The sequence below is a fragment of the Roseateles sp. DAIF2 genome, from assembly GCF_015624425.1.
In the GTDB taxonomy this organism is placed as follows: Bacteria; Pseudomonadota; Gammaproteobacteria; order Burkholderiales; family Burkholderiaceae_C; genus Kinneretia.
In genome coordinates this window covers 4,622,280-4,647,135 of sequence record NZ_CP049919.1, presented here as the reverse complement: position 1 = coordinate 4,647,135, position 24,856 = coordinate 4,622,280, and the positions used below count along the sequence as shown (strand labels likewise).

General features: G+C 68.0%; 22 protein-coding genes. 11 read left to right on the top strand and 11 right to left on the bottom strand.

Going from position 1 to position 24,856, the window contains the following annotated elements:
- Nucleotides 1–37: 37 nt before the first annotated feature.
- From ureC to ureA, 4 genes are read right to left on the bottom strand one after another with little or no spacing between them, the layout of a single operon-like run.
- Nucleotides 38–1,768, bottom strand: a complete 1,731-nt coding sequence (ureC, locus tag G8A07_RS21355; protein WP_195793968.1) for an urease subunit alpha — start codon at nucleotides 1,766–1,768, stop codon at nucleotides 38–40.
- Entirely contained in the window at nucleotides 1,768–2,079 is a 312-nt protein-coding gene (locus G8A07_RS21350; RefSeq protein ID WP_195793967.1) for an urease subunit beta, read from the bottom strand. The genes ureC and G8A07_RS21350 overlap by 1 nt, the downstream gene beginning before the upstream one ends.
- Nucleotides 2,076–2,651 carry a HupE/UreJ family protein gene (locus tag G8A07_RS21345; protein ID WP_195793966.1) on the bottom strand — a complete coding sequence of 192 codons (576 nt, stop codon included), beginning with the start codon at nucleotides 2,649–2,651 and terminating at the stop codon, nucleotides 2,076–2,078. The genes G8A07_RS21350 and G8A07_RS21345 overlap by 4 nt, the downstream gene beginning before the upstream one ends.
- 19 nt (nucleotides 2,652–2,670) lie before the next feature.
- Nucleotides 2,671–2,973: an urease subunit gamma gene (gene ureA, locus G8A07_RS21340; RefSeq protein WP_195793965.1), complete on the bottom strand. Its 303-nt coding sequence runs from the start codon at nucleotides 2,971–2,973 to the stop codon at nucleotides 2,671–2,673.
- Between the two features lie 127 nt (nucleotides 2,974–3,100).
- Between ureA and G8A07_RS21335 the strand changes: the two genes are divergently transcribed.
- Genes G8A07_RS21335 through G8A07_RS21325 form a run of 3 tightly spaced genes read left to right on the top strand, consistent with a single transcriptional unit; the run spans nucleotide 3,101 to nucleotide 7,973 of the window.
- Nucleotides 3,101–6,511: an ATP-binding protein gene (locus G8A07_RS21335; RefSeq protein ID WP_195793964.1), complete on the top strand. Its 3,411-nt coding sequence runs from the start codon at nucleotides 3,101–3,103 to the stop codon at nucleotides 6,509–6,511.
- Nucleotides 6,508–7,536: a response regulator gene (locus G8A07_RS21330; protein ID WP_195793963.1), complete on the top strand. Its 1,029-nt coding sequence runs from the start codon at nucleotides 6,508–6,510 to the stop codon at nucleotides 7,534–7,536. Before G8A07_RS21335 ends, G8A07_RS21330 begins: the two co-directional genes overlap by 4 nt.
- A gap of 8 nt (nucleotides 7,537–7,544) precedes the next feature.
- A complete protein-coding gene (locus tag G8A07_RS21325) occupies nucleotides 7,545–7,973 on the top strand; it encodes a hypothetical protein (protein ID WP_195793962.1) in 429 nt (142 codons plus the stop codon).
- 6 nt (nucleotides 7,974–7,979) lie between these two features.
- Here G8A07_RS21325 and G8A07_RS21320 read toward each other — a convergent pair whose 3' ends face one another.
- Entirely contained in the window at nucleotides 7,980–8,363 is a 384-nt protein-coding gene (locus G8A07_RS21320) for a glyoxalase superfamily protein (RefSeq protein WP_195793961.1), read from the bottom strand.
- 1,096 nt (nucleotides 8,364–9,459) lie between these two features.
- On the opposite strand from G8A07_RS21320, the gene G8A07_RS21315 reads away from it, so the two are divergent.
- A complete protein-coding gene (locus G8A07_RS21315) occupies nucleotides 9,460–9,975 on the top strand; it encodes a hypothetical protein (protein ID WP_195793960.1) in 516 nt (171 codons plus the stop codon).
- A gap of 13 nt (nucleotides 9,976–9,988) precedes the next feature.
- On the opposite strand, the gene G8A07_RS21310 is transcribed toward G8A07_RS21315, so the two are convergent.
- From G8A07_RS21310 to G8A07_RS21300, 3 genes are all read right to left on the bottom strand, one after another.
- Nucleotides 9,989–10,749, bottom strand: a protein-coding gene (locus G8A07_RS21310; RefSeq protein WP_213086187.1) for an IS5 family transposase whose coding sequence is annotated in 2 segments (ribosomal slippage) — nucleotides 9,989–10,404 and nucleotides 10,404–10,749 — 762 coding nt in all. Because the reading frame shifts where the segments join, the coding sequence is not laid out codon by codon here.
- Nucleotides 10,750–10,889: 140 nt separating this feature from the next.
- Nucleotides 10,890–12,554 (bottom strand): NAD(P)/FAD-dependent oxidoreductase, encoded by a 1,665-nt coding sequence (locus tag G8A07_RS21305; RefSeq protein WP_195793958.1) that lies wholly within the window; start codon nucleotides 12,552–12,554, stop codon nucleotides 10,890–10,892.
- 203 nt (nucleotides 12,555–12,757) lie between these two features.
- Nucleotides 12,758–12,916, bottom strand: a complete 159-nt coding sequence (locus G8A07_RS21300) for a hypothetical protein (RefSeq protein WP_195793957.1) — start codon at nucleotides 12,914–12,916, stop codon at nucleotides 12,758–12,760.
- A gap of 135 nt (nucleotides 12,917–13,051) precedes the next feature.
- Between G8A07_RS21300 and G8A07_RS21295 the strand changes: the two genes are divergently transcribed.
- Nucleotides 13,052–13,729 (top strand): histidine phosphatase family protein, encoded by a 678-nt coding sequence (locus G8A07_RS21295; RefSeq protein WP_195793956.1) that lies wholly within the window; start codon nucleotides 13,052–13,054, stop codon nucleotides 13,727–13,729.
- 7 nt (nucleotides 13,730–13,736) lie between these two features.
- Here the strand turns inward: G8A07_RS21295 and G8A07_RS21290 are convergent, their stop codons facing one another.
- Nucleotides 13,737–14,720, bottom strand: coding sequence for a formylglycine-generating enzyme family protein (locus tag G8A07_RS21290; RefSeq protein ID WP_195793955.1), 984 nt, complete (start codon nucleotides 14,718–14,720; stop codon nucleotides 13,737–13,739).
- A 61-nt stretch (nucleotides 14,721–14,781) separates the two neighbouring features.
- On the opposite strand from G8A07_RS21290, the gene G8A07_RS21285 reads away from it, so the two are divergent.
- Nucleotides 14,782–16,056, top strand: coding sequence for an SAM-dependent methyltransferase (locus tag G8A07_RS21285; RefSeq protein WP_195793954.1), 1,275 nt, complete (start codon nucleotides 14,782–14,784; stop codon nucleotides 16,054–16,056).
- A gap of 30 nt (nucleotides 16,057–16,086) precedes the next feature.
- Here G8A07_RS21285 and G8A07_RS21280 read toward each other — a convergent pair whose 3' ends face one another.
- Complete coding sequence (locus G8A07_RS21280; protein WP_213086186.1) at nucleotides 16,087–16,728, bottom strand: hypothetical protein; 642 nt, start codon at nucleotides 16,726–16,728, stop codon at nucleotides 16,087–16,089.
- Nucleotides 16,729–16,764: 36 nt separating this feature from the next.
- On the opposite strand from G8A07_RS21280, the gene urtA reads away from it, so the two are divergent.
- The 5 genes from urtA to urtE all read left to right on the top strand — a co-directional run bounded on the left by urtA (nucleotide 16,765) and on the right by urtE (nucleotide 22,851).
- Nucleotides 16,765–18,054, top strand: a complete 1,290-nt coding sequence (urtA, locus tag G8A07_RS21275) for an urea ABC transporter substrate-binding protein (RefSeq protein ID WP_195793953.1) — start codon at nucleotides 16,765–16,767, stop codon at nucleotides 18,052–18,054.
- A gap of 124 nt (nucleotides 18,055–18,178) precedes the next feature.
- Nucleotides 18,179–19,762, top strand: a complete 1,584-nt coding sequence (urtB, locus tag G8A07_RS21270) for an urea ABC transporter permease subunit UrtB (RefSeq protein WP_195793952.1) — start codon at nucleotides 18,179–18,181, stop codon at nucleotides 19,760–19,762.
- Nucleotide 19,763: 1 nt separating this feature from the next.
- Complete coding sequence (gene urtC / locus G8A07_RS21265; protein ID WP_371816386.1) at nucleotides 19,764–20,882, top strand: urea ABC transporter permease subunit UrtC; 1,119 nt, start codon at nucleotides 19,764–19,766, stop codon at nucleotides 20,880–20,882.
- Nucleotides 20,879–21,760 (top strand): urea ABC transporter ATP-binding protein UrtD, encoded by an 882-nt coding sequence (gene urtD, locus G8A07_RS21260; RefSeq protein ID WP_195793951.1) that lies wholly within the window; start codon nucleotides 20,879–20,881, stop codon nucleotides 21,758–21,760. Before urtC ends, urtD begins: the two co-directional genes overlap by 4 nt.
- A gap of 371 nt (nucleotides 21,761–22,131) precedes the next feature.
- Nucleotides 22,132–22,851 carry an urea ABC transporter ATP-binding subunit UrtE gene (gene urtE / locus G8A07_RS21255; RefSeq protein WP_195793950.1) on the top strand — a complete coding sequence of 240 codons (720 nt, stop codon included), beginning with the start codon at nucleotides 22,132–22,134 and terminating at the stop codon, nucleotides 22,849–22,851.
- Nucleotides 22,852–23,039: 188 nt separating this feature from the next.
- Here the strand turns inward: urtE and G8A07_RS21250 are convergent, their stop codons facing one another.
- Nucleotides 23,040–24,749, bottom strand: a complete 1,710-nt coding sequence (locus G8A07_RS21250; RefSeq protein ID WP_249937084.1) for a methyl-accepting chemotaxis protein — start codon at nucleotides 24,747–24,749, stop codon at nucleotides 23,040–23,042.
- Between the last annotated feature and the right edge of the window lie 107 nt (nucleotides 24,750–24,856).

The window sequence follows — 24,856 nt, the reverse complement described above, 5'->3', positions numbered from 1 at the left end:
GCCTCAAACCGCGCGCGGCGAAGCGCGGAAAAACGCCTTAAAACAGGAAATAGCGCTGCGCCAGCGGCAGTTCCCGGGCCGGTTCGCAAGTCAGCAGCCGGCCGTCGGCGCGCACCTCGTAGGTCTGGGCGTCGATGCTCATCTGCGGCAGGTAGTCGTTGCGCACCATGTCGCGTTTCGTCACCCGGCGGTTGCCCCGCACCGTGGCCAGGGTCTTGGCCAGGCCATAGCCCTGGGCCGCGGCCAGGCCGGCCTGCGAGACGAAGGTCAGCGAGCCGCCGTGCAGCGCGCCGCCGAAGCTGCCGAACATCGGCCGGTAATGCACCGGCTGCGGCGTCGGGATGCTCGCGTTCGGGTCGCCCATCGCGGCGGCGGCGATGAAGCCGCCCTTCATGATCAGGCTGGGCTTGACGCCGAAGAAGGCCGGGCGCCAGAACACCAGGTCGGCCCATTTGCCGACCTCGATCGAACCGATCTCGTGCGCCGCGCCATGCGAGAGTGCCGGGTTGATCGTGATCTTGGCGATGTAGCGCTTGACCCGCTCGTTGTCGTTGCGATCCGTGTCACCGCCCGGCCCGCCCAACGCGCCACGCTGCAGCTTCATCTTGTGCGCGGTCTGCCAGCAGCGCATCACCATCTCGCCGACCCGGCCCATCGCCTGGCTGTCGGACGAGAACATCGAGATCGCGCCCAGGTCGTGCAGCACGTCCTCGGCCGCGATGGTCTCGCGCCGGATGCGGCTTTCGGCGAAGGCCAGATCCTCGGCCACGCTGGCATCCAGGTGGTGGCAGACCATCAGCATGTCCAGATGCTCGTCCACGGTGTTGACCGTGTAGGGCATCGTCGGGTTGGTGGAGGAGGGCAGGAAGTTGGGCTCGCCGACCACGCGCATGATGTCCGGCGCATGGCCGCCGCCGGCGCCCTCGGTATGGAAGGCGCAGAGCGTGCGGCCTTTCGTCGCGCCGACCGTGTCCTCGACGAAGCCGCTCTCGTTCAGGGTGTCGCTGTGAATCGAGACCTGGGTGTCGGTCTCCTCGGCCACGTTCAGGCAGCAGTCGATCGCCGCCGGGGTCGTGCCCCAGTCCTCATGCAGCTTCAGGCCGATCACGCCGGCCTCGATCTGTTGCCGCAGCGCCTCGGGCCGGCTGGCGTTGCCCTTGCCGAGGAAGCCGATATTCATCGGGAAGGCGTCGGCCGCCTGCAGCATGCGCCGGATGTTGGCGGGGCCGGGCGTGCAGGTGGTGGCGAAGGTGCCGGTGGCCGGGCCGGTGCCGCCGCCCATCATCGTGGTGACGCCGGACATCAGCGCCTCCTCGATCTGCTGCGGGCAGATGAAATGGATGTGGGTGTCGATCGCGCCGGCCGTGACGATCAGGCCCTCGCCGGCGATCACCTCGGTGCCCGGGCCGATCACGATGTCGACGCCCGGCTGCACGTCCGGGTTGCCGGCCTTGCCGATGGCGGCGATGCGGGTGCCGCGGATGCCGATGTCGGCCTTGACGATGCCCCAGTGGTCGATGATCAGCGCATTGGTGACGACGCAGTCCACCGCATCGGCCGGGCCTGGGCCGTTGGGCCGCTGTGACTGGCCCATGCCGTCGCGGATCACCTTGCCGCCGCCGAACTTCACCTCCTCGCCATAGCCGCCGGCGCGCAGGGTCAGGTCTTGTTCGACCTCGATCACCAGCGCGGTGTCGGCCAGGCGCAGGCGGTCGCCAACCGTGGGTCCGAACATCTCGGCGTAGGCCCGTCGTCCCATCTGTGCCATTACAAGCTTCCTTGAACGAGGCCGCGAAAGCCCCAGACCTGCCGGTCGCCGGCATAGTCCACCAGCTCCACCGTGCGCTGCTGGCCCGGCTCGAAGCGCACCGCGGTGCCGGAGGCGATGTTCAGCCGCATGCCGCGCGCCGCGCTGCGGTCGAAGCGCAGCGCGCCGTTGGTCTCGGCGAAGTGGTAATGCGAGCCGACCTGGATCGGCCGGTCACCGGCGTTCTCGACCACCAGGCTCAAGGTGCGCCGGCCCGGATTGAGTTCATGGACGGCCGACTCATCGTCGATCAGTAATTCACCGGGGATCATGCGAGCAGCCCTATGCCCATCAAGGCAACGCCCGCGCCGGCGGCGCGCGGCAGCCAGATCGACCAGCGGCGCAGCGCATGGCCCAGCGCGATGCCCAGGCCGTGCAGCAGGGCCGTGGCCAGCCCCATGCCGATCAGGGCGCCGGCGCCGGCCAGCTCCTGGCCATGGGCCGCGCCGTGGAACAGCGCGAAGCCGCCCATCAGCAGCGCGCCGACGGCCGGCGGCAGTTGTTGCAGCGGCGTCAGCAGCAGCAGCAGGCCGGCCGCCACCAGCGAGGCCGCGATCATCGGCTCCACCGCCGGGAATACCAGGCCGCCCTGGGCCAGCAGCGCAGCGGCCAGCAGCATGATCACGAAGACCGCCGGCGCCAGCCATTGGCGGCGCGCCGAGCCGGCGCTCCAGATGCCCACCGCCAGCATCGCGGCCAGATGGTCCAGGCCGGTGAAGGGGTGGCTGAAACCTTCGGTGAAGCCATGGTGGGCTGCACCGTCCGGGCCCACATGGGCGAAGGCCAGGCCGCTGAGGCAGCCCAGCGTCAAGAGGGTCAGGACTTGCGAGATTCTCTTCATCATCTTGGTGCGTCGTGGTCGTTTATGCGATCGGTTGGTGCACGGTCACCAGCTTGGTGCCATCCGGGAAGGTGGCCTCGATCTGGATCTCGGGAATCATCTCGGCGATGCCATCCATCACGTCGGCCCGGCTCAGCACGGTCTTGCCCTCGCTCATCAGCGCGGCGACGCTCTTGCCGTCGCGCGCGCCTTCCATGATCGCGGCGCTGATCAGGGCCACCGCCTCCGGGTAGTTCAGCTTCAGGCCGCGGGCCTTGCGGCGCTCCGCCAACAGGGCGGCGGTGAAGATCAGCAGCTTGTCCTTCTCTCGGGGCGTGAGTTCCATCTCGCTACGCTCGATTCATATTAGTCAGCCCGAGCAGCCTGCGGCTGAACACGGGGTGTCAGTTCCATGGTGGCGGCTCTTGCAGGATCGGTGCCAAGCAAGGCACGGGTCTTGATAGGGAGGCAGCATGCCGTCGCAGCCTGCATCCGTCCAGAGTGCCGCCGAACCCGTCCAGCGCGTCATCAAGATCCGCCGGGACTACAACGCCTGGGTGGCCAGCGAGACGCTGGAGGACTATGCGCTGCGCTTCACACCGCATGCCTTTCGGCGCTGGTCCGGCGCGCGGGTGGCGAACACGGCCTTCGGTGCGGCCTCCTTCCTGGTGCTGGAGGCGGTGGGGGCGACCCTGCTGGTGGAGTACGGCTTCGCCAACGCCTTCTGGGCCATCCTGGCCACCGGGCTGATCATCCTGCTGGCCGGCTGGCCGATCAGCGTCTATGCGGCGCGCCATGGCGTGGACATGGACCTGCTGACTCGCGGCGCCGGCTTCGGCTATATCGGCTCCACCCTGACCAGCCTGATCTACGCCAGCTTCACCTTCATCTTCTTCGCGCTGGAGGCTGCCATCATGGCCTATGCGCTGGAGCTGGCCTTCGACATCCCGCCCGCCTGGGGTTACCTGATCTGCGCGCTGGTGGTGCTGCCGCTGGTGACCCATGGCGTGACCGCGATCGCGCGGCTGCAGGTCTGGACCCAGCCGCTCTGGCTGGCGCTCTTGATCCTGCCGTATCTCTATGTCTTTGGCCGCTACCCGGAGCTGACGACGCAGATCCAGGGCTATGCCGGCGCACATGGCAATGGCGGGCAGTTCAGCCTGCCGCTGTTCGGCGCCGCCATGACGGTGGGCATCGCGCTGATCACGCAGATGGGCGAGCAGGCCGACTACCTGCGCTTCATGCCGACGCCGGACCCGAGGCGACGCTGGCGCTGGTGGGCCGCGGTGTTCGTCGGCGGGCCGGGCTGGGTGATCGTCGGCGTGCTGAAGATGCTGGGCGGGGCGCTGCTGGCCTATCTGGCGCTCAAACTGATGGTGCCCGCCGAGCGCGCGGTGGACCCGAACCAGATGTACCTGGTCGCCTACGACACGGTGTTCAGCCGCCCCGGCTGGGCGGTGGCGGCCACCGCGCTCTTGGTGATCGTCTCGCAGCTGAAGATCAATGTCACCAACGCCTATGCCGGTTCGCTGGCCTGGAGCAATTTCTTCGCGCGCCTGACCCACAGCCATCCGGGCCGCGTGGTCTGGGTGGTGTTCAACACCCTGATCGCGCTGCTCTTGATGGAGATGGAGCTGTTCCAGGCGCTGGATCGGGTGCTGGGCCTCTACGCCAATATCGCGATCGCCTGGATCATGACGGTGGTCGCGGACCTGGTGATCAACAAGCCGCTGGGCCTGTCGCCGCCGGGCATCGAGTTCAAGCGCGCGCATCTCTACGACATCAACCCGGTCGGCGTCGGCGCGATGGCCGCGGCCTCGGGGCTGTCGATCGCGGCGCACCTGGGCCTGTTTGGGCCGCTGGCCCAGGCCTTCTCGGCGCTGATCGCGCTGGTGACGGCGCTGCTGGTGTCGCCGCTGATCGCCTGGCTGACCAGGGGCCGTTATTACATCGCGCGCCGCAGCCCGCAGCTTGGCCTGCAACGCCTGCGCTGCGTGGTCTGCGAGCGCGAATACGAGAGCGAGGACATGGCGCATTGCCCGGCCTATCGCGGCGCGATCTGCTCGCTGTGCTGCTCGCTGGATGCGCGCTGCGAGGACCTGTGCAAACCCGAGGCGCGCCTGGCCGTGCAGGCGCGCGGCCTGCTGCAGGCGCTGCTGCCGCGGCGGCTGTGGCCGCTGCTGGACAGCGGGCTGATCCAGTACCTGGGCCTGATGGCCCTGGTGCTGCCGGTGCTGCTGCTGCTGTTCGGCCTGCTCTACCAGCATGAGCTGGGGCGGCTGGGCGCCGACGCGGCCGGCCTGGCGCCGCATCTGAAGGCGTCCTATGCCAAGGCCCTGGTCGCGCTGCTGCTGCTCTCTGGCGTGATCGGCTGGTGGCTGGTGCTGACGCACAAGAGCCGCCAGGTGGCGCAGGAGGAATCGCGGCGCCAGAGCGAGGCCCTGCATGCGGAGATCGAATCGCACCGCCGCACCGACGCCCGGCTGCAGCAGGCAAAAGTGCAGGCCGAGGCGGCCAACGAGGCCAAGACCCGCTACATCACCAGCATCAGCCATGAGCTGCGCACGCCGCTGAACGCCATCCTCGGCTATGCGCAGATCCTCGACGAGGACGAGCGCATGCCGGCGCACCGCCGCCAGGCGGTCACGGTGATACGCCGCGGCGGCGAGCATCTGCTGTCGCTGATCGAGGGCAGCCTGGACCTGGCGCGCATCGAGGCCGGGCGCTTCAAGCTGGAGCCGGCGCCCTGGGCCTTCGGCGAGGCGGTCGAGGATCTGGTGCGCCTGCTCTCGCTGCAGGCCCGGGCCAAGAGCCTGGAGTTCGTCTACCAGGCGCCGGCCGGCCTGCCGGACTGGGTGCGGGCCGATGGCAAGCGGGTGCAGCAGATCCTGATCAACATCCTCGGCAATGCGATCAAATTCACGGCCGAAGGCTCGGTCTCGCTGCGCCTGAGCCACGCCGGCGAGATGGCTCGCTTCGAGATCGCCGACACCGGGCCGGGCATGACGGCGGCGGAGCTGGCGCGCGTGTTCGAGCCTTTCGAGCGCGGCGACGCGGTGGCCGGCGGAGGCACCGGCCTGGGCCTGACGATCGCCAAGATGCTGACCGAGCTGATGGGCGGCGAGCTGAAGGCCCACAGCGTGCCGGGGCAGGGCAGCCGTTTCAGCCTGAAGCTCTTCCTGCCGCGCCTGGCCGGGGGCGCACTGGCGCAGCAGCGGCGCCGCGCCGCGCGCATCGGCTTCGAGGGGCCGGCGCGGCGCCTCATGGTGGTGGACAACGAGGAGGCGGACCGCCAACTGCTGGTCAGCATGCTGGAGCCGCTGGGCTTCGAGCTGCGCCTGGCCGACAGCGGGGCTGAGGCCCTGGCCCTGCTGCGCGATTGGCCGGCCGAGGCCCTGCTGCTGGACCTGGCGATGCCGGGCCTGGACGGCTGGCAGACCCTGGCGGCGATCCGCGCGCAGGGCCTGTCCGGCGCGCCGGCCGCCATCGTCTCGGCCAATGCCTTCGACCGCGGGCTGGAGAACGGCCTGGGCATCCGGCCCGAGGATTTCATCCTGAAGCCGGTGCGGGTGGATGAGTTGCTGGACTGGCTGGGCCGGCATCTGGGCCTGCAATGGCGGCTGCGCGAGCCGGCGCCACCATCGCCCGCGGCCGCTGGCGGCGCCTTGCCCTCGCGTGCTAGCCTGCTGTGCGTGCAGGCCCTGCTGCGCCAGGGGCATGTGCAGGGTGCGCGCGAGCAGCTGGAGCGCATGGCGAGCGAGGAGCCGCAGGGCGCCGGCCTCATTCTCGAGCTGCGCGAACTGGCGCGCGAGTTCCAGCTGCAGGCGATGAGTCGGCTGGTGGCACGGGCCTTGCAATCAGAGTCTTCCGGAGACCCAACGTGAGCGAAGACGACAAAGACCTGCTGCCGAATCCCCCCGTCGCCTCGCATGCCGAGCGCGTGCTGATCGTCGACGATGTGCCGGACAACCTGGCCCTGCTGCACGACGCGCTGGACGAGGCCGGCTACACGGTGCTGGTCGCCTTCGACGGCGCGGCCGCGCTGGAGAGCGCCGCGCAGCTGCCGCCCGATGTGGTGGTGCTGGACGCGCTGATGCCGGGCCTGGACGGCTTCGAGGTGGCGCGCCGGCTGAAGGCCGACCCGCGCACCGCGGCCGCGCCGATCATCTTTATGACCGGGCTGTCGGACACCGAGCATGTCGAGGCCGCGTTCGCGGCCGGCGGCGTCGACTATGTGACCAAGCCGATCCGTCCGCGCGAGGTGCTGGCGCGCATCGCCGCCCATCTGCGCAGCGCGCGCGCGCAGCGCCAGGCCCGCAATGCGCTGGACGCCTTTGGCCATGCCAGCCTGACGGTGCATGAGCTGGACGGCCGCTGCGTCTGGCAGACCGCGCTGGCGCGCCAGCTGATGGCCGAGTACTTCAGCGGCGGGCATTTCGAGCGCGGCCGGCTGCCGCCCGAGGTGCTGGTCTGGCTGCATCGCGAGGTGCTGCGCCGCCGCGCCGGCGCCGAGCCGGCCAAGCTGACCGTGCTGCCGCAGGCGACCGCGGCCGCCGGCGCGGCGCTCCTCAGCACGCGCGGCGCCAAGCGGCTGAGCTTTACCCTGCACGCGGTCGACCCCGACGCGCTGGGCGAGGGCCAATGGCTGATCGTGATGCGCGAGGCCGACGATGCCGCGCTGCTGGACGGTCTGGTGCATGGCTTCAAGCTGACCGCGCGCGAGGCCGAGGTGCTGTATTGGGTGGTCAAGGGCAAGACCAATGCCGACATCGGCGACATCCTCGGCTCCAGCCCGCGCACGGTGCAGAAGCATCTGGAGCATGTGTTCGAGAAGCTGGGCGTCGAGACCCGCACCGCAGCGGCGGCGCTGGCGATGAGCCGGGTGCGGGGGCTGGAGGCGGGGCGTTAGAGTGCGGCATGGACTTGTCGCTGCCCTTGCTGCTCTCGCTGCCGGATTCGGAACTCGCCGCGCTGGAGTGGCCAGGTCCTGAAGGGATCCTGCTGCTGCGCCTGGCCGTGGCCCAGGTCGAGCAGCGGCCAGCGGGCGAGCCGCGTGGCATCCAGGGCTACAGCCGCGGCGTGGTCCTGCGGCTGCACCAGGCCCGCATCGAGCGCCTGGATGACGCGGACGGTCCGCTGCTCGGGCGGATCGGTGCCGAGTCGGCGCTCCGGGTCGGGCCGCAGCGCCGGGCGGGTTTGCTGCCCCTGCCGGGGACGATCGCCGGCCCGCTGCACCTGGAGCTGGTGATGGCCCAGGGCGGGTGGCTGCTGGCCGCGGGCGGCGGGCTCGAGCTGGCCTTCGAGGCCGGCGTGGCGCCGAACTTCAGGGAATTGCTGGCCTGCTGAACTCGCTCACTCCTCGGGCGCGTCCTCGAAGAAGGTCAGGCGGTTGCCGAAGGGGTCGGTGACCTCCATCTCGCGGCCCCAGGGCTGGGTCTGGATGCCGGGGCGCATGTTCGGGTTGCGCTGGTCGATCAGCCGCTGCTGGTAGGCGTCCAGCACCGCACAGGGGATGCGCACCCGCGCGCCGGGGCTGCAGTCGCCGTAATGCTCGGACAGATGCAGCTGGCAGCCGCCCCTGGAGACCTGCAGGTACAGCGGCATGCCGTCCGCGAAGCGGTGTTCCCAGTCGATCTCGAAGCCGAGGAAGTCCAGGTAGAAGGACCGGGCCTTGGCCTCGTCGAAGATGCGCAGGATCGGGGTGGCGGGGCCGAAGCCCTGGCCGTCGTCGCTCATGATGGATGCTCCCTCCTTGTGTCTGATGGGGGCGCAGCATAGAGCCTATCGTCCAACAGGGTAAGCCTGCGTAGCCTTGCCCAGCGGGCCTGAGCTGCAAGGCAGCATTGCCTCGTTGGGGGCCTGGGCTTGGGATGAGTCGGGCCTGCGGCGTATGCCTAGCTTAGACCGGCGCACTGGTGACGTTCCCGGACCCAGGCCTAGACGGGGCGATCTGCCCATACAACCGCGAGAAGGTGCGGCAGCTACTGAGGCCTCCACCACCTGGCCCAGGTCCAAGTGCAGACGGCAAGCGGTTCAGCGGCGAACTGGTCGCACGGCAGTGCTTCTTGGGGCATAAAAGACCGAGCCGATGCGGTTGTGATACCGGCGGGGCGCTGCTACTCAACAGAACTGACGAAGCTCGCGTGAACCATAAAGCCAGTTCACACATTGCCTCCAAATTGCCCCCAATTTACATTCTTTGACAAACGAAGCTTCGGTGGACCTCACCGGAGAATGTCGCAGGGAGCTGAATATGAATACATCTGCCCGGAGAGGCCGCCCTTACATGGGCATATCTGTACGCAGCACCAGCCTTACTTGCCTGCTTCCGCTCATTGCTGGTTGCCTGTCTCTGCCGAAGGCATCGGTGGAAACGAAGTCCGTCGACAGGCCGCCCGAAGTCTCATCGCGTTTGGGCCTGCTAATCCGGGAGCTTGGGCATACCGGAAGCGGCGGACCTCGCCCAGTTCAACCGAGCCAGGCACCACCTACTTCACGTCCACGAGACATAGCTCCGGTGCCAGTGCCTTCTAGCCCTGCTGATGACGGAACTGAAACCATACGGGTAGGTGCCCCTGCCGCAACCAGTGCGAAGGCAAGACTATCGTCCGGTCGTCCATCGAGAGCAACTGCTGCGCTACGAAAGCAGAACCATGAGTGGAATCAACTGCCGGACGGCTCGGTCAGTTTCAACGCCACTCGGCGAGTACGTCACCAGCACCCTTTCGTTGCCGAAGTCCTGGTCAGCGCTCAGCTCAGTGGTGCGGAGCTGCAGCGGCAGCTTGCTATCCAGCCAGGAGCTATCCACGCGCAGACGAAGGTAGACCGTTACATGAAGGCCGAGCTGAGCTTTTCCCCTTCGGAGTTCAAGGTGGACGCGCATGACACCGAGCCCGTCCAGAAGCTCGTAGGCGACTACATCCGATGGCGATGGACCGTCGTAGCACTGAAGACAGGCGAGCATGGTCTCGGCTTCAAGCTGTACCCGATGGAAAGCTCTTCTCCCAAAGAACTACCGGGCCGCGTGTCGTTCGAAGGCAAGATTACCGTCGTTGCCAACCCTTTGCTGCCAGATCAGTTGCTGGAGGCTGACCCAACAGGAGCTGGCAACACCGGCACCGCCAGCGAGCGCAAGCAGGACCTGGTTGAGCCTCTTCCTCCCTCAGAGGGTAGGCTTGTGCAGATGTTGCGCGACAACTCACAGTACCTGTTTGGCACAGTACTCATCCCGTTGATCGTCTATTTGTGGAAGCGTTACTTCGAGCGCCCCAAGACCGGCCAGCCGGCTTCGAACCAAGGCGGCGGGTTCCAACCCTTCAAGCAGCGGATTCGCGGCAGGCGTAGCTAGGCTGAATCGACATTCAAGGCGGAAGCCAAGCTCGGCTTGAGGCCAAGCAGAGGAAGGCCATGAAGTTGGCGGCCTTGCGGTCATAACGGGTCGCGATGCGACGGAACTGCTTGAGTCGGCCGAAGCATCGCTCGATGGCATTGCGAGCCCGGTATAGCTTGGCATCGAAGGGACGGGGTTGCTGGCAACTGCGCGGCGGAATCACCGCTTGCGCGCCAAACGCTTCGATCTGAGCCACCAAGGCTCGGCTGTCATAGCCCTTGTCCGCCAGCACGTGCGTTGGCTTGAAGTCCTTGAGCAACGCCGGGGCCTGGGTGATGTCGTTGACTTGTCCCGGCGTGAGAATCAGCCTCAAAGGCCTGCCATGACCATCGCTGACCATGTGGATCTTCGTGCTCAGCCCGCCTCGGGAACGCCCCAGAGCCGGATTCTTGGCCCCTCTTTGCCGGTCGCAGCCTGCTGGTGCGCACGAACAATGGTGCTGTCGATCAGCAGGTCTTGGTTGCCCCTGTCCTTGACCAGCACGGCAAACACCCGCTCCCAGACCCCGGCGGCCGCCCAGCGCGTGAAGCGCTTGTGCACCGTCTTGTACTTACCGTAGCGCTCCGGCAGATCGCTCCAGCGGGCACCTGAGCGCAGCACCCAAAGCACGCCGTTGACGAAGGCACGGTTGTCCACACCGCTTCGTCCTGGGTCTGAGGGTTTGCCTGGCAGCAAACCCTCAAGACGTTCCCACTGGTGATCTGTCAGTTCGTAGCGGCTGGGGCGTGACATTCGGGCTTGGTTCCTCCGGCCCGGATCGTCTCATCTCCCGACATCTCTTCTCTGAATGTCGATTCAGCCTAGCGCTACATGCTTTGCAGCTCCGGCGCAGGCTTGCTATCTGGCCGACACGCCTTGGCCTGGCCCGGCTGTCAACCCAACTTGAGCAGGCTTTTGGCCACCGCCTCCGCCACCTCGATGCCGTCGACGCCGGCCGACATGATGCCGCCGGCATAGCCCGCGCCTTCGCCGGCCGGGTAGAGGCCCTTGACGTTCAGGCTCTGGTAGTCGCGGCCGCGGGTTACGCGCAGCGGCGAGGAGGTGCGGGTCTCGACCCCGGTCAGCACCGCGTCGGCCATGCTGAAGCCCTTGATCTGGCGCTCGAAGGCGGGCAGGGCCTCGCTGATCGCGTCCAGCGCATAGTCGGGCAGGCTGCCGAAGCCCTTCTTCTGCAGATTGGTCAGGGTCACGCCCGGCTTGTAGCTGGGCTCGACGTTGCCGAACTCGCGGCTGACCTGGCGCTTGATGAAGTCGCCGACCAGGGAGCCTGGGGCCTTGTAGCCGCCTTCGCCCAGCTCGTAGGCGCGGCTTTCCCAGATGCGCTGGAAGGCCATGCCGTCGAGCGGGTTGACCGGGCTGCCGTCCGTCTTGCCGTCCTGGCGGTAATCCTCGGGCGTGATGCCGACGACGATGCCGGCATTGGCGTTGCGCTCGGCGCGCGAGTACTGGCTCATGCCATTGGTGACGACGCGCATCGGCTCGCTGGTCGCGGCCACCACGGTGCCGCCGGGGCACATGCAGAAGCTGTAGACCGAGCGGCCGTTCTTGGCGTGGTGCACCAGCTTGTAGTCGGCCGCGCCGAGGATCTCGTGGCCGGCGTTCGGCCCGAAGCGCGCCGCATCGATGATGGACTGCGGGTGCTCGATGCGGTAGCCGATAGAGAAGGGCTTGGCCTCCATGTAGACGCCGCGCGCGTGCAGCATCGCGAAGGTGTCGCGCGCGCTGTGGCCCAGGGCCAGGATCACCTGGTCGGCGCGGATCTGCTCGCCGGAGGCCAGGATGACGCCGCGAACACGACCGTCCTCGATCTGCAGGTCGGAAACCTTCTCGTTGAAGCGGATCTCGCCGCCCAGCGCCTCGATCTCGGCCCGCATCTTGATGATCATCGACACCAGGCGGAAGGTGCCGATATGCGGCTTGCTGACGAACAGAATCTCCTCCGGTGCGCCGGCCTTGACGAATTCGTTGAGCAGCTTGCGGGTCAGGAAGCGCGGGTCGGAGATCTGCGAATAGAGCTTGCCGTCCGAGAAGGTGCCGGCGCCACCCTCGCCGAACTGCACGTTCGACTCGGGGTTCAGCTCGCTCTGGCGCCACAGGCCCCAGGTGTCCTTGGTGCGTTCGCGCACCTGCTTGCCGCGCTCCAGCACGATCGGGCGCAGGCCCATCTGGGCCAGCACCAGGGCCGCCATCAGGCCGCAGGGGCCGAAGCCGACCACGACCGGGCGCAGCCGGGGCTCGCCGCTGGTGTAGAAGTCCGCCGGCGCATGGCCGACGAACTTGTATTCGGTGTCCGGCGTGGGCCGGATGTTCTTGTCCTGGGCCAGGCGCTGCAGCAGCGCGGCCTCGTCGACCGTCACCTCGCAGTCGATCGTGTAGGCCAGCACGATGGCCGACTTCTTGCGCGCGTCATAGCCGCGGCGAAAGACGTGGAAGGCGCTCAGCTCGGCGTCGGCCAGCCCCAGGCGGGCGATGACGGCGGCGCGCAGCGCGGGCTCGGCATGGTCGAGCGGCAGACGGAGTTCGTTGATGCGGATCATGGTTAGCGATCAATGCATGTGGGGGAGGAAACGAAACAGGCCCGGTCGATGGGCCGGGCCTGTGTATTCGGTATCTGGCGTCAAATCACTCGCCGGGCCGTCCCAAGAGTGATTTGAGCCGATGTGGCGAAGGGGCAAGCCCCTGAGACATCGGCGTCCCCTCGGGGGACCGCCCAGGTACCCCTGGGCGAGGGGTCAACAGCTCAACCCGAATGCGGGCGCTTGCCCGGGTTCTTCTTGCTGCGGGTGTGCGAGCCGCGCTCGAGGCTGCTCTTCTGGCCGCGGCCTTCGCCGAGCGGGGGAGCGCCAACGGGACGCGGGGTAGCGCGGCGGTCGGCTTCGGTTTTGATCTTGTTGCCCATGATGGCTCCGTAGAAAAAGACTGGCGGGGACCGGTAATGGCGCGCCAAGACGAAAGAAGGCCGGGATTTTAACCGAGTCGGGAGCGGTCGCCGGGGCGACAGCATTTCGAACACTTCGGCGCCATGATCCGGCCCATGGGAATGCTCCATCTGGTGCGCCATGGCCAGGCCAGTTTCGGCGCCGACGACTATGACCAGCTCAGCGCGCTGGGCGAGCGCCAATGCCGGCTGCTGGGCGAATACTGGCGCGCGCGCGGCCAACCGCCACGCTTCGACGCGGTGCTGCTGGGTTCGCTGCGGCGCCACGGCCAGTCGCTGGCCGCGATCGCCGAGGGCCTGGGCAGCGGCCTGCCCGAGCCGCTGGTCTGGGAAGGGCTGAACGAGTACGACAGTGGCGCGGTGATCGCGGCCATCCATCCCGAGCCGCTGGAGAAACCGCGTGATGCCGAGGCGGCGAAGCAGCATTTCCGCCTGCTGCGACAGGGCCTCCTGGCCTGGATGCGGGCAGAGACCGCGCCGGCGGGCATGCCCAGCTATGCCGATTTCGCCGCCGGCGTGGCTGGCGCGCTGACCCATGTGCGCGAGCGTTGTTCGGGCGAGGTGCTGATCGTCTCCAGCGGCGGGCCGATCGCCACCGCGCTGGCCCAGGTGCTGGGCGCCCCGCCCGAGACCGGCATCGAGCTGAACCTGCGCATCCGCAACAGCGCCATCAGCGAGGTGGTGTTCAACGCCCGGCAGTTCACGCTGCAGAGCTTCAACACGCTGCCGCACCTGGACACGGCCGAGACGCGCCCGCTGCAGAGCTACGCCTGATTTCGAGTCAGTCGTCTTCCCGCAGTAACCGGATCCCCACCAGCGTGTAGCGGGTGCTGGGATCGTTCCAGTTGCGGTAGGCGGCGCGGGCGTAAAAAGCCCAGGTATGCCAGGAGCCGCCGCGGCGCACCTTGACGCCGCCCTCGGCGGGGCCCTGCGGGTCATCCAGTGGCGACTTGGCGTAGTAGTCGTCGCCATGCCAGTCGGCCACCCATTCCCAGACATTGCCATGCATGTCGTATAAGCCCCAGGCGTTCGGCGCGAAGCTGCCGACCGGCGCGGTGAAGGCAAAACCGTCGCGACCCTTCAGGGCCATGTCTTGCCAGCGCGGCCAGTGGGCGGCGCTGTCGGCGTCGAACACATTGGCGGCGCGCAGCAGCGACTGCGGATCGTCGCCGGAGGAGTAGCGGCCGCGCGTGCCGGCGCGGCAGGCATATTCCCATTCGGCCTCGGTCGGCAGGCGGTAGCGCTTGCCCTCGGTCTTGCTGAGCCAGTCGGCCAGGGCCTGGGCATCGTGCCAGGTGACATTGGTGACCGGATGCTCGTCGGTCTGCGCGAAGCCCGGGTTGGCCCAGGAGTAACGTGGCTGGCGGCCCTCGAAGGCGTCGCCGCGCCGGCTGGTGGCCGGGTCGTAGTCGGCGCGCCAGCCATAGCCGCCGGTGCCGTCGGCGATCGACTCGGGCCGGTAGCCAGAGGCCTCCAGGAAGCGCCGGAACTGGCCCACCGTGACCTCATGGCGGCCCAGCCAGAAGGGCTTGGTGATGCGGACGCGATGCACCGGCCCCTCGTCGGCCAGGTTCTCGAAGCGCTCGCGCGGCAGCTGCGGATAGGCGGCGGCCAGCACCGCGGGGCTTTCCTCGCTGCCCATCAGGAACTCGCCGGCAGGGATCTTGACGAAGGCCATGCCCAGGCTGTTGCGCTCGATGGTCTGCGATTGCGCGCCCGCCGTCAGGGCCAGCAGCAGGGGGGCGAGGAGGCGGGGCCATTTCATGGCTGCGATGCTAGCCCGGGACTCATGACGGAAAATCGGGCTTTTCGCTAGTCGCTTCCCGATGTTTACCGACCTGATCACTCCGCCGCCCGCCGCCGAGGCCGATGCCCGCCAGCGCTTCCTGCGCCTGCTGCAGACGGCGCTGGCCGGCGAGGGGGCGGGCGGCTTCGGCAAGCTGCTGCTCAGCAAGTACAGCGGGCCGGCCGAGGCGAAGGTCGAGCGGCTGACGGTGCGCGAGGTGCTGCTGCGCGGCGAGCGCCAGCTGTCCTTTCTGTGGCGGCACCCGACCAAGGACATCACCAAGAACCACCCGCTGGCCGAGGGCCTGGCGCTGATCGACGGGTTGCTGGGCACGCAGTTCCAGAACGCGCATCTGCTGGCCGGCGGCCAGGAGATCCAGCTGGCCTTCAGCCGCAAGGGCAAGCCCAGCCTGCGGGTGGGCAAGGCGGCGGCCGGCGACGAAGCCGCGCCGGCCCTGGCCGGGCATGACAAGGAAAAACAGCGCTACCTGGAACTGGACAAGCCCTTCTGGACCGCGCTGGGCGTCACCCATGAGGGCGGCAAGGGCGGTGAGCGCCAGTTGGTGCCGGCGATGTCGCGCAAGTGGAAGCAGATCAACAAGTTCATCGAGGTGATGAGCGCGGCGATCAAGAGCAGCCCGCTGGCCGATGGCCCCGAGGTGCATGTCAGCGACTTCGGCTCCGGCAAGGGCTATCTGACCTTCGCGATGTACGACTGGCTGACGAGCGTGCTGGGCAAGACCGCCGCGGTCAGCGGCATCGAGCTGCGCGAGGACATGGTCCGGCTCTGCAACACGGCCGCGCAGGCGCATGGCCTGGCCGGGCTGCGCTTCGTGCAGGGCGATGTGCGCCATTACCAGCCGGCGCGGCTGGACGTGATGATCGCGCTGCATGCCTGCGACATCGCGACCGACTACGCGATCCACCTGGGCCTGCGCGCCGGCGCCTCGATCATCATGTGCTCGCCCTGCTGCCACAAGCAGCTGCGCCCGCAGATGCAATTGCCCGCGACGCTCAAGCCCATGCTGCAGCATGGCATCCACCTGGGCCAGGAGGCCGAAATGGTGACCGACAGCTTGCGCGCACTGCTGCTGGAGGCCGAGGGCTACGAGACCCAGGTGTTCGAGTTCATCGCGCTGGAGCACACCAGCAAGAACAAGATGATCCTGGCGGTGAAGAAGAGCGGGGCGGCGCTGGCCGCGGCGCTCAAGCGCCGGCCCGAGGTGCTGGCGCAGATCGCGGAGATCAAGCGCTTTTACGGGCTGCGGGAGCAATGCCTGGAGACGCTGTTGCTCCAGGAGGCGACGGCGGGGTGAGAGGGGCGAGCCGGCCGGGCACGAGTGGTTTCATGAGGAATCGCTCTGCCCGACCATGTTCAAAAGCTCGGTCAGCAAGGTCTGGCCGCGAGGCGACAAGCGGTAGCCCATTCCCAGGCTTTCGGTGAGGCCGAGATTCTTCAGCTTCCTGACATTGAGTTTGAACCGCCCCTTGTCCTGGCCGAGCCAGCCGCACCGCTCCCCCGCCCTGACTTCCGGGTGCGCGCGAATCAGCTCCAGCGTGCGCAGCGTCCAGGCGTCATGGGTTGCGCGGGCATCCAGCTGCTGCAGACGCGCCTGCATGATCTGCGCTTCGGCGACCGAGGCCAGTGTCGTCTCGCGCAGGGCGACCCGAGGATCCGGGCCGAGATCCCCCAACTCGATGCGGTAGATCTTCTCGCCGCTGCTGCGACCTAGCAGTTCCTCGAGCAGCGCCGCCCTCGATGGGTACCCAGCGCGGCGGGCATCGGCGGCCGATATCTGGTCCGGCGTGACCGGTTCAACCGTCTTGATGCCGAGCCGGCCCACGGGCGTCAGCAGGCTGCCTCCCGCCCGGACGGTCGGTCGGTCGGTCGCTGCCAGCGCCGAAATGCCAGGCCTACGCCGTCTGGCGTATTCCTCAATGCCGGCCCGCTCCCCAGACTTGAGCCCGTTGTTTGTCTTGTCTGACACCTCCTCCCGCTCAACTCAACACCATCGGAGCCGTCCATGAGCCTGCCTGCGAAGACGCAAAAGATCACCCGCCGTGCCCTGACCCTCTCGGCGATCAGCCTGAGCCTGGCCGGGCTTGCCCTGCCGGCCTTCGCCGCCGACAACACGATCAAGGTCGGCGTGCTGCATTCGCTGTCGGGCACGATGGCGATCTCGGAGACCGTGCTGAAGGACACGGTGCTGATGGCGATCGACGAGATCAATGCCAAGGGCGGCCTCCTGGGCAAGAAGCTGGAGCCGGTGGTGGTGGACCCGGCCTCGAACTGGCCGCTGTTCGCCGAGAAGGCCAAGCAGCTGATCGCGCAGGACAAGGTCGCCGCGGTGTTCGGCTGCTGGACCTCGGTCAGCCGCAAGTCGGTGCTGCCGGTGTTCGAGGAGCTGAACTCGCTGCTGTTCTACCCGGTGCAGTACGAGGGCGAGGAGCTCAGCAAGAACGTGTTCTACACCGGCGCGGCGCCGAACCAGCAGGCGATTCCCGCCGTCGAGTACCTGATGAGCAAGGACGGCGGCGGCGCGAAGCGCTTCGTGCTGCTGGGCACCGACTATGTGTACCCGCGCACCACCAACAAGATCCTGCGCGCCTTCCTTAGAGCCAAGGGCGTGGCAGACGCGGACATCATGGAGGAGTACACCCCCTTCGGCCACAGCGACTACCAGGGCATCATCGCCAAGATCAAGAAGTTCAGCTCCGAGGGCAAGAAGACCGCGGTGGTCTCGACCATCAACGGCGATTCCAACGTGCCCTTCTACAAGGAGCTGGGCAACCAGGGCCTGAAGGCGACCGATGTGCCGGTGGTGGCCTTCTCGGTCGGTGAGGAGGAGCTGCGCGGCGTCGACACGAAACCGCTGGTCGGCCATCTGGCGGCCTGGAACTACTTCATGTCGGTGAAGAATCCGGCCAATGCCGACTTCACGAAGAAATGGGCCGCCTACGCCAAGGCCAAGAACATCCCCGGCCACAAGGACAAGCCGCTGACCAATGACCCGATGGAGGCCACCTACATCGGCTTCCATATGTGGGCGCAAGCGGTGGAGAAGGCCAAGAGCACCGACACCGACAAGGTGATCGCGGCGATGGCCGGCCAGACCTTCAAGGCACCGGGCGGCTTCACCAGCACGATGGACGCGAAGAACCATCACCTGCACAAGCCGGTCTTCATCGGCGAGATCAAGGCGGACGGCCAGTTCAACGTGGTCTGGAAGACGCCAGGCCCGGTCAAGGCCCAGCCTTGGAGCCCGTTCATTCCGGAGAACAAGGGCAAGAAGGACGAGCCCGTGAAGTCTTGATCACCCCCTACGGCCTTCGGCCGCCCCCTCAAGGGGCACCACCAGCGGACCGGCAAAGCCGGATCCGCGGTGGTCGCTCGATCTCTCGCGCTGGCCGCAGGCCAGCGCTCGACAGTGAGTCCTCATGCAACGTTTGTTGATGCTTTTGCTGGCGGGGCTGTTTCTGGCCGGTGCGGCGCAAGCCCTGACCCCGGAGCAGGCGCGGGCGATCGCGGCCGGCGATACCGATGCGCGGATCGCGGCGCTGAACGAGGCGGCGGGGCGGGGCGCGCCGGGCTTGGCGGCGTTCGTGCAGGCGCTGCTGGACGACGGCGTCAAGCTGACGCCGCAGCAGGTGCTGGTGTTCGACGGTGAGAAGACCGTCGATGCCGCGACGGGGCAGCCTGTCGCGACGCTGCCTGAGGATGCCGAGGATGCCGTCAACAACAACCGCATGCGCGGCGCGCTGCAAGCGGCGCTGGCCGCGCTCAGGCTGGCCTCGCCCGATCTGGCTGCGCGCCGCGAGGCGGTGGCCGCGCTGGCCAAGCAGAGCCTGGACGAGTCGCAGCTGTCGCTGCTGGACCGAGCCCTGGCGGCGGAGAGCGATGCCGGCCTGAAGGCGCGGCTGATGCTGATGCGCGCTAGCCTGCTGGTCGCCTCGCCGGACCCGGCCAAACGCCTGGCCGCCGCGCGGCAGCTGGCCAGCAGCGGCGAGCCCACGGTCAAGAGCCTGCTGCTGGAGCGGCTGGCGCACGAGAGCGATGCCGAGGTCAAGTCGGCGTTGTCGCAGGCCCTTTCACAGGTGGAACGCCGCCTGGCCTGGGGCGAGCGCGGGGGCCTGCTGTTCACCGGCATCAGCCTGGGCTCCATCCTGCTGCTGGTGGCGCTGGGTCTGGCGATCACCTATGGGCTGATGGGCGTGATCAATATGGCGCATGGCGAGCTGATGATGATCGGCGCCTACGCGACCTATCTGGTGCAGAACGCCTTCAAGGCCTGGCTGCCGGCCGGCCTGTTCGACTACTACGTGCTGCTGGCGATCCCCGCCAGCTTCCTGGTCGCGGCCGCGGTCGGCGCGGTGCTGGAGCGCGGCGTGATCCGCTGGCTCTACGGCCGGCCGCTGGAGACCCTGCTGGCCACCTGGGGCATCTCGCTGGTGCTGATGCAGGCGGTGCGCTCCCTCTTCGGTGCGCAGAACGTGCCGGTCGAGAACCCGGCCTGGCTGTCCGGCGGCGTCGCGGTGATGAGCAACCTGATCCTGCCCTACAACCGCATCGCGATCATCGTGTTCGCCTTCGCGGTGCTGGCCGGCGTCGCGCTGCTGATCGCCAGGACGCGGCTGGGCCTGTTCGTGCGCGGCGTCACGCAGAACCGGCGCATGGCCGCCTGCATGGGCGTCAACACCGCACGCATCGACACCTATGCCTTCGCGCTGGGCGCCGGCATCGCCGGCCTGGCCGGCTGCGCGCTGAGCCAGGTCGGCAATGTCGGCCCGGACCTGGGCCAGGGCTATATCGTCGACAGCTTCATGGTCGTGGTGCTGGGCGGCGTCGGCCAGCTTGCCGGCACCGTGATCGCGGCGCTGGGCCTGGGCGTGCTGAACAAGCTGCTGGAGGACTGGGCCGGCGCGGTGCTGGCCAAGATCATGGTGCTGGTGTTCATCGTCGTCTTCATCCAGAAGCGGCCGCAGGGCCTGTTTGCGATGAAGGGCCGCAGTGCGGAAGCCTGAAATGATGATGAACGCTCCTTCAACATCCTCCTCCGTGCTGCTGCCCCAGGCGCCGCGCCTGCTTTCGGGCCGGGGTTGGGCCGCGGTGCTGGCCGCCGCGATCACGGTCGCGGTGCTGGTGCCGCTGCTGAACCTGGCGGTGCCCGAGGGTCATGTCTTGCATCTGAGCGACTACGCCGTCGGCCTGATCGGGAAGATCATGTGCTACGCGATCTGCGCGCTGGCGATGGACCTGATCTGGGGCTACACCGGCATCCTGTCGCTGGGTCATGGCCTGTTCTTCGCCTTGGGCGGCTATGCGATGGGCATGTACCTGATGCGCCAGATCGGCCGCGACGGCAACTACCAGAGCGAGCTGCCGGACTTCATGGTGTTCCTGGACTGGAAGACCTTGCCCTGGCATTGGGCGCTCAGCGACAGCTTCTGGTTCCAGATGCTGATGGTGTTGGCGGTGCCGGGCCTCTTGGCCTTCCTGTTCGGCTACTTCGCCTTCCGCTCGCGCATCAAGGGCGTGTACTTCTCGATCATCACGCAGGCGTTGACCTTCGCCGCGATGCTGCTGTTCTTTCGCAACGAGACCGGTTTCGGCGGCAACAACGGCTTCACCGATTTCAAGCGCATCCTCGGCGTTCCGCTGCTGCAGCCCTCCACGCGGATGGTGCTGTTCGTGATCACCGGCCTGACCCTGATCGGCTGCTTCCTGCTCGGGCGCTTCATCGTCGCCAGCAAGTTCGGCCGGGTACTGCAGGCGATCCGCGATGCCGAGAGCCGTGTGATGTTCACCGGCTACGACCCGCTGGCCTACAAGCTGGCGATCTGGGTGCTGTCGGCGCTGATGTGCGGCGTGGCCGGCGCGCTCTATGTGCCGCAGGTGGGCATCATCAACCCGGGCGAGATGTCGCCGGCGGCCTCGATCGAGATCGCGATCTGGACCGCGGTGGGCGGCCGCGCGACCCTGATCGGGCCGATCGCCGGCGCCTTCTTCGTCAACGGCGCCAAGAGCTGGTTCACTCAGGCCTTCCCGGAATACTGGCTCTACTTCCTCGGCGCGCTGTTCATCGCGGTGACCCTGTGGTTGCCGAATGGCATCGCGGGCCTTTTTAGGAAGAACAAGACATGACCCCGGAGCTGATGGAGCAGGGCGCCAAGACGCGCCAGGATCATGAGGCGCTGGCCCGCCAGCAGGATGGCTCGGGCGGCCGCACGGCCTCCTTCGGCCGCCTGCTGACCGAGGGCCAGCCGGACTTCGGCACCGGTGTCGCGCTGTATCTGGACGACATCACCGTCTCCTTCGACGGCTTCAAGGCGCTCAACAAGCTGAGCCTGATGATCGATGTCGGCGAGCTGCGCTGCATCATCGGCCCCAACGGCGCCGGCAAGACCACGATGATGGATGTGATCACCGGCAAGACCCGACCCGATGCGGGGGAGGCCAGCTTCGGCCAGAACATCGACCTGCTGCGCCTGCGCGAGAACGAGATTGCGCAGATCGGCATCGGCCGCAAGTTCCAGAAGCCCACGGTCTACGAGCAGCTCAGCGTGTTCGAGAACCTGGAGCTGGCGCTGGCCGCCGACCGGCGCGCGCGCGCCAGCCTGTTCGCCCGCCTCTGCGGCGCGCAGCGCGACCGCATCGCCGAGGTGCTGCAGCTGATCCACCTGCTGCCCGAGGCCGGCGCGCAGGCCGGCCTGCTGTCGCACGGCCAGAAGCAATGGTTGGAGATCGGCATGCTCTTGATGCAGGACCCCAAGCTGCTGCTGCTGGACGAGCCGGTGGCCGGCATGACCGACGAGGAGACCGAGCGCACCGCCGAGCTCTTCCTCTCGCTGGAGGGCAGGCATTCCTTGGTGGTGGTCGAGCACGACATGAAGTTCGTCGACCAGCTGACCCGGGACGAGAAGACCGTCACCGTGCTGCATGAGGGCTCGGTGCTGGCCGAGGGGCTGCTGAGCGAGGTGCAGGCGAATGAGAAGGTGGTGGAGGTGTATCTTGGGCGCTGATCGTTTGGTGCTTCTCGCTGGTCGATCGCCAGCGGGCACCCGCCGCCCTGCGTACCAGGGCGAGGCCGCCCTGGTGCTCGCTAGGCAAGAACAGTCCCCCGGACTGTTCTTGTCCGAGCTCGCTCCCCCGGCCCTGCGGGCCTCCGCCTTGACCTCCGGTCGGCGGGTGCCCGCTGCCGCTCGCCCGGCACTGTGCACGGCGACGATTTCCCTGCGTAGACCTCTCCGCGTCCGGGCCGACGGCAGTGGGTGTCCGGATGACGCAGGTCAAGGAGGAGGCCCGCAGGGCCGGGGGACACGAAGTCAGCCGGATACCCGCTGGCGTCGGCCTGCACGGCCATCGCCAGTGATGGAGAAGCGAGACCGTTGACATGCTGAAAGCCGACCAACTCCACCAGTACTACGGCGGCAGCCACATCCTGCGCGGCCTGTCCTTCGAGGCGCAGCCGGGCGAGATCACGGTGATCCTGGGGCGCAACGGGGTCGGCAAGACCACCTTGTTGAAGAGCCTGATGGGCGTGGTGCCGATCAAGAGCGGCGGCTTGCAGCTCGACGGGCAGGACCTCGCGCGGCTGACGCCCTTCGAGCGGGTGCGGCGCGGCATCGGCTATGTGCCGCAGGGCCGCGAGATCTTCGGCCGCCTGACGGTGGAGGAGAACCTGCGCATGGGCCTGGCCTACAAGAGCGGCTCGACCAAGATCCCGCCGCAGCTGTTTGAGTTGTTCCCGGTGCTCAAGCAGATGCTGCACCGGCGTGGCGGCGACCTGTCGGGCGGCCAGCAGCAGCAGCTGGCGATCGCCCGCGCGCTGGCGGCAGGGCCGCGGCTGATCATCCTGGACGAGCCGACCGAGGGCATCCAGCCCAGCATCATCAAGGACATCGGCCGCGTGCTGCGCCAGCTTGCCGTAGAGGGTCTGGAGATCGAGCCGGGTCGGTGCCAGCGCATGGCGGTGATCCTGGTCGAGCAGTACTACGACTTTGCCGAGGAGCTGGCCGACCAGTACCTGGTGATGGAGCGCGGCGAGTTCATCGCGCGCGGCCGCGGCGCGGAGATGCGCGGCAACGGCGTGCGGGCCTTGATCTCGGTCTAGTCAACGCGGCAAAGAAAAGAAGCCCCGGCCGTGAGGCCGGGGCGAGCGCTGGACACCGCCCGGGACACCCGGCTGGCGCTGGGCGTGGGGCTGCGGCGTTGAAAAAAGGTCAGCGCGGGCGGCGCGGGCCGTGCACGGAGGTGCAGCCTGGGCGCCTTAACCGGGGCGGGCGGGCGCTGGCGGCCGGCCTAGAAACTGCTCCATTCGCCATCCGCCGCGGCCGCCGGTGTGGGGCGGGGCAGCGGGGCGGTTGGCGGCTTGCTGTTGAGGGCGGGGCGTGCAGCCGGCTTGGCGGCGGGCCGCGGCGTTGGGGCCTTGGCAACCTGGGGCGCCGGCGCGCGGCCATGGCCCTCCTCAAGCTTGAAGCTAGCGACCGATTCGAGCAGCCGGCCGGCCTGCTGCTTCAGGCTTTCGCTGGCGGCGGCGCTTTCCTCGACCAGCGCGGCGTTTTGCTGGGTGGCGCGGTCCAATTGGGTCACGGCCTCGCCGACCTGGGCGATGCCCGAGCTCTGCTCGGTGCTGGCGCTGCTGATCTCGCCGACGATGTCGGCCACGCGCTGCACCGAGCTGACGATGTCCTGCATGGTCTGGCCGGCGCGGTCGACCAGCTGGGTGCCGGTCTGCACCCGCTCGACCGAGTCGTTGATCAGGCCTTTGATCTCCTTGGCCGCGGTGGCGCTGCGCTGCGCCAGGGTGCGCACCTCGCCGGCCACCACCGCGAAGCCGCGGCCCTGTTCGCCGGCCCGCGCGGCCTCGACCGCTGCGTTCAGCGCCAGGATGTTGGTCTGGAAGGCGATGCCGTCGATCGTCGTGATGATGTCGGCGATGCGCTTGGAGCTGTCCTCGATGCCGCGCATCGTGCTGACCACCTCGCCGACCACCTGGCCACCGCTCCTGGCGACCTCGCTGGCGCTCTGCGCCAGCTGGTTGGCCTGCTGGGCGTTGTCGGCGTTCTGGCGCACGGTGGAGCCAAGCTCTTCCATCGTCGCCGAGGTTTCTTCCAGCGAGGAGGCCTGCTCCTCGGTGCGTGAGGACAGGTCGCTGTTGCCCTGCGCGATCTGGGCGCTGGCGGTGGCCACCGATTCGGCGCCCTGGCGCACCGTGGCGACGGTCTGGGCCAGCGCGGCCTGCATGCGCTGCATTGCCTCCAGCAGGCGCGCGGTCTCGTCCTTGCCCTCGAAGCGGATGCGCTGGCTCAGGTCGCCGCCGGCGATGCGGTCGGCCGCATCGACCGCCTGGGCCAGCGGCCGGGTGATCGCGCGGATCAGGGCCAGGGCCAGCAGGATCGCGGCGCCGCCGGCGATTAGGCCTACCAGCAGCAACCACAGCGAGGCGGAGCTGTAGACGGCCTCGCTGTTGGCGGCGGACCGCTCGGCGCCGTCGTTGTTCAGCTTGACCAGGGCGGCCAGGGTGGCGTTGGCCTCCAGATAGCTCTGGCGCGCGGCGCCGGTCTGGATCTGGCGCGCCTCGTCGAGCTGGCCGTTGCGGGCGGCCTCGACGGCCTGGCGGGCCAGGCCCTGGTACCGGCCCCAGGCGGTCTTGAACTTGTCGTAGAGCCGCTGTTCCTCGGGACTGGTGATGTTTTTTTCGTAGGCAGAACGGTTCGCTTCGAGGCTCTTGTTGGCTTCGGCGATGTTCTTTTCGGCGGTGGCGCTCTGCTCGGCGCTGGAGGCCGCCATGGTCTGCAGCAGGCCGATGCGGAATTCGGCGATGTCGACATCCATTGCGCCGACATAGCGCACCGAGGGCATCCAGCTGCCGCTGATATTGCGTGACTCTTCCTGCACCACCTGCAGCCGCGAGTAGGCGAACAGGGCCAGGGTGGCCAGCAGGACGAGCATCACGGCGAAGGCGGCCGACAGCTTGGCCGCGATGCTCATGTTCTTCAGGATCTGCATGAGGAACTCCCTGTGTCTTGGAGGTTCCCCACGCATCTGTGGCTTGTGACGGGGAACCGGTTCAGGGGCGAATCATCCCGCGTCATGCCGCTGCCCGAAGCCCCGAT

Excerpts from the sequence above, each read along its gene's own strand:
- ureC (WP_195793968.1), bottom strand. The coding sequence starts at position 1,768 with ATGGCACAGATGGGACGACGGGCCTACGCCGAGATGTTCGGACCCACG.
- G8A07_RS21350 (WP_195793967.1), bottom strand. The coding sequence starts at position 2,079 with ATGATCCCCGGTGAATTACTGATCGACGATGAGTCGGCCGTCCATGAA.
- G8A07_RS21345 (WP_195793966.1), bottom strand. The coding sequence starts at position 2,651 with ATGATGAAGAGAATCTCGCAAGTCCTGACCCTCTTGACGCTGGGCTGC.
- ureA (WP_195793965.1), bottom strand. The coding sequence starts at position 2,973 with ATGGAACTCACGCCCCGAGAGAAGGACAAGCTGCTGATCTTCACCGCC.
- G8A07_RS21335 (WP_195793964.1), top strand. The coding sequence starts at position 3,101 with ATGCCGTCGCAGCCTGCATCCGTCCAGAGTGCCGCCGAACCCGTCCAG.
- G8A07_RS21325 (WP_195793962.1), top strand. The coding sequence starts at position 7,545 with ATGGACTTGTCGCTGCCCTTGCTGCTCTCGCTGCCGGATTCGGAACTC.
- G8A07_RS21320 (WP_195793961.1), bottom strand. The coding sequence starts at position 8,363 with ATGAGCGACGACGGCCAGGGCTTCGGCCCCGCCACCCCGATCCTGCGC.
- G8A07_RS21315 (WP_195793960.1), top strand. The coding sequence starts at position 9,460 with ATGAAGGCCGAGCTGAGCTTTTCCCCTTCGGAGTTCAAGGTGGACGCG.
- G8A07_RS21305 (WP_195793958.1), bottom strand. The coding sequence starts at position 12,554 with ATGATCCGCATCAACGAACTCCGTCTGCCGCTCGACCATGCCGAGCCC.
- G8A07_RS21300 (WP_195793957.1), bottom strand. The coding sequence starts at position 12,916 with ATGGGCAACAAGATCAAAACCGAAGCCGACCGCCGCGCTACCCCGCGT.
- G8A07_RS21295 (WP_195793956.1), top strand. The coding sequence starts at position 13,052 with ATGGGAATGCTCCATCTGGTGCGCCATGGCCAGGCCAGTTTCGGCGCC.
- G8A07_RS21290 (WP_195793955.1), bottom strand. The coding sequence starts at position 14,720 with ATGAAATGGCCCCGCCTCCTCGCCCCCCTGCTGCTGGCCCTGACGGCG.
- G8A07_RS21285 (WP_195793954.1), top strand. The coding sequence starts at position 14,782 with ATGTTTACCGACCTGATCACTCCGCCGCCCGCCGCCGAGGCCGATGCC.
- urtA (WP_195793953.1), top strand. The coding sequence starts at position 16,765 with ATGAGCCTGCCTGCGAAGACGCAAAAGATCACCCGCCGTGCCCTGACC.
- urtB (WP_195793952.1), top strand. The coding sequence starts at position 18,179 with ATGCAACGTTTGTTGATGCTTTTGCTGGCGGGGCTGTTTCTGGCCGGT.
- urtC (WP_371816386.1), top strand. The coding sequence starts at position 19,764 with ATGATGATGAACGCTCCTTCAACATCCTCCTCCGTGCTGCTGCCCCAG.
- urtD (WP_195793951.1), top strand. The coding sequence starts at position 20,879 with ATGACCCCGGAGCTGATGGAGCAGGGCGCCAAGACGCGCCAGGATCAT.
- urtE (WP_195793950.1), top strand. The coding sequence starts at position 22,132 with ATGCTGAAAGCCGACCAACTCCACCAGTACTACGGCGGCAGCCACATC.
- G8A07_RS21250 (WP_249937084.1), bottom strand. The coding sequence starts at position 24,749 with ATGCAGATCCTGAAGAACATGAGCATCGCGGCCAAGCTGTCGGCCGCC.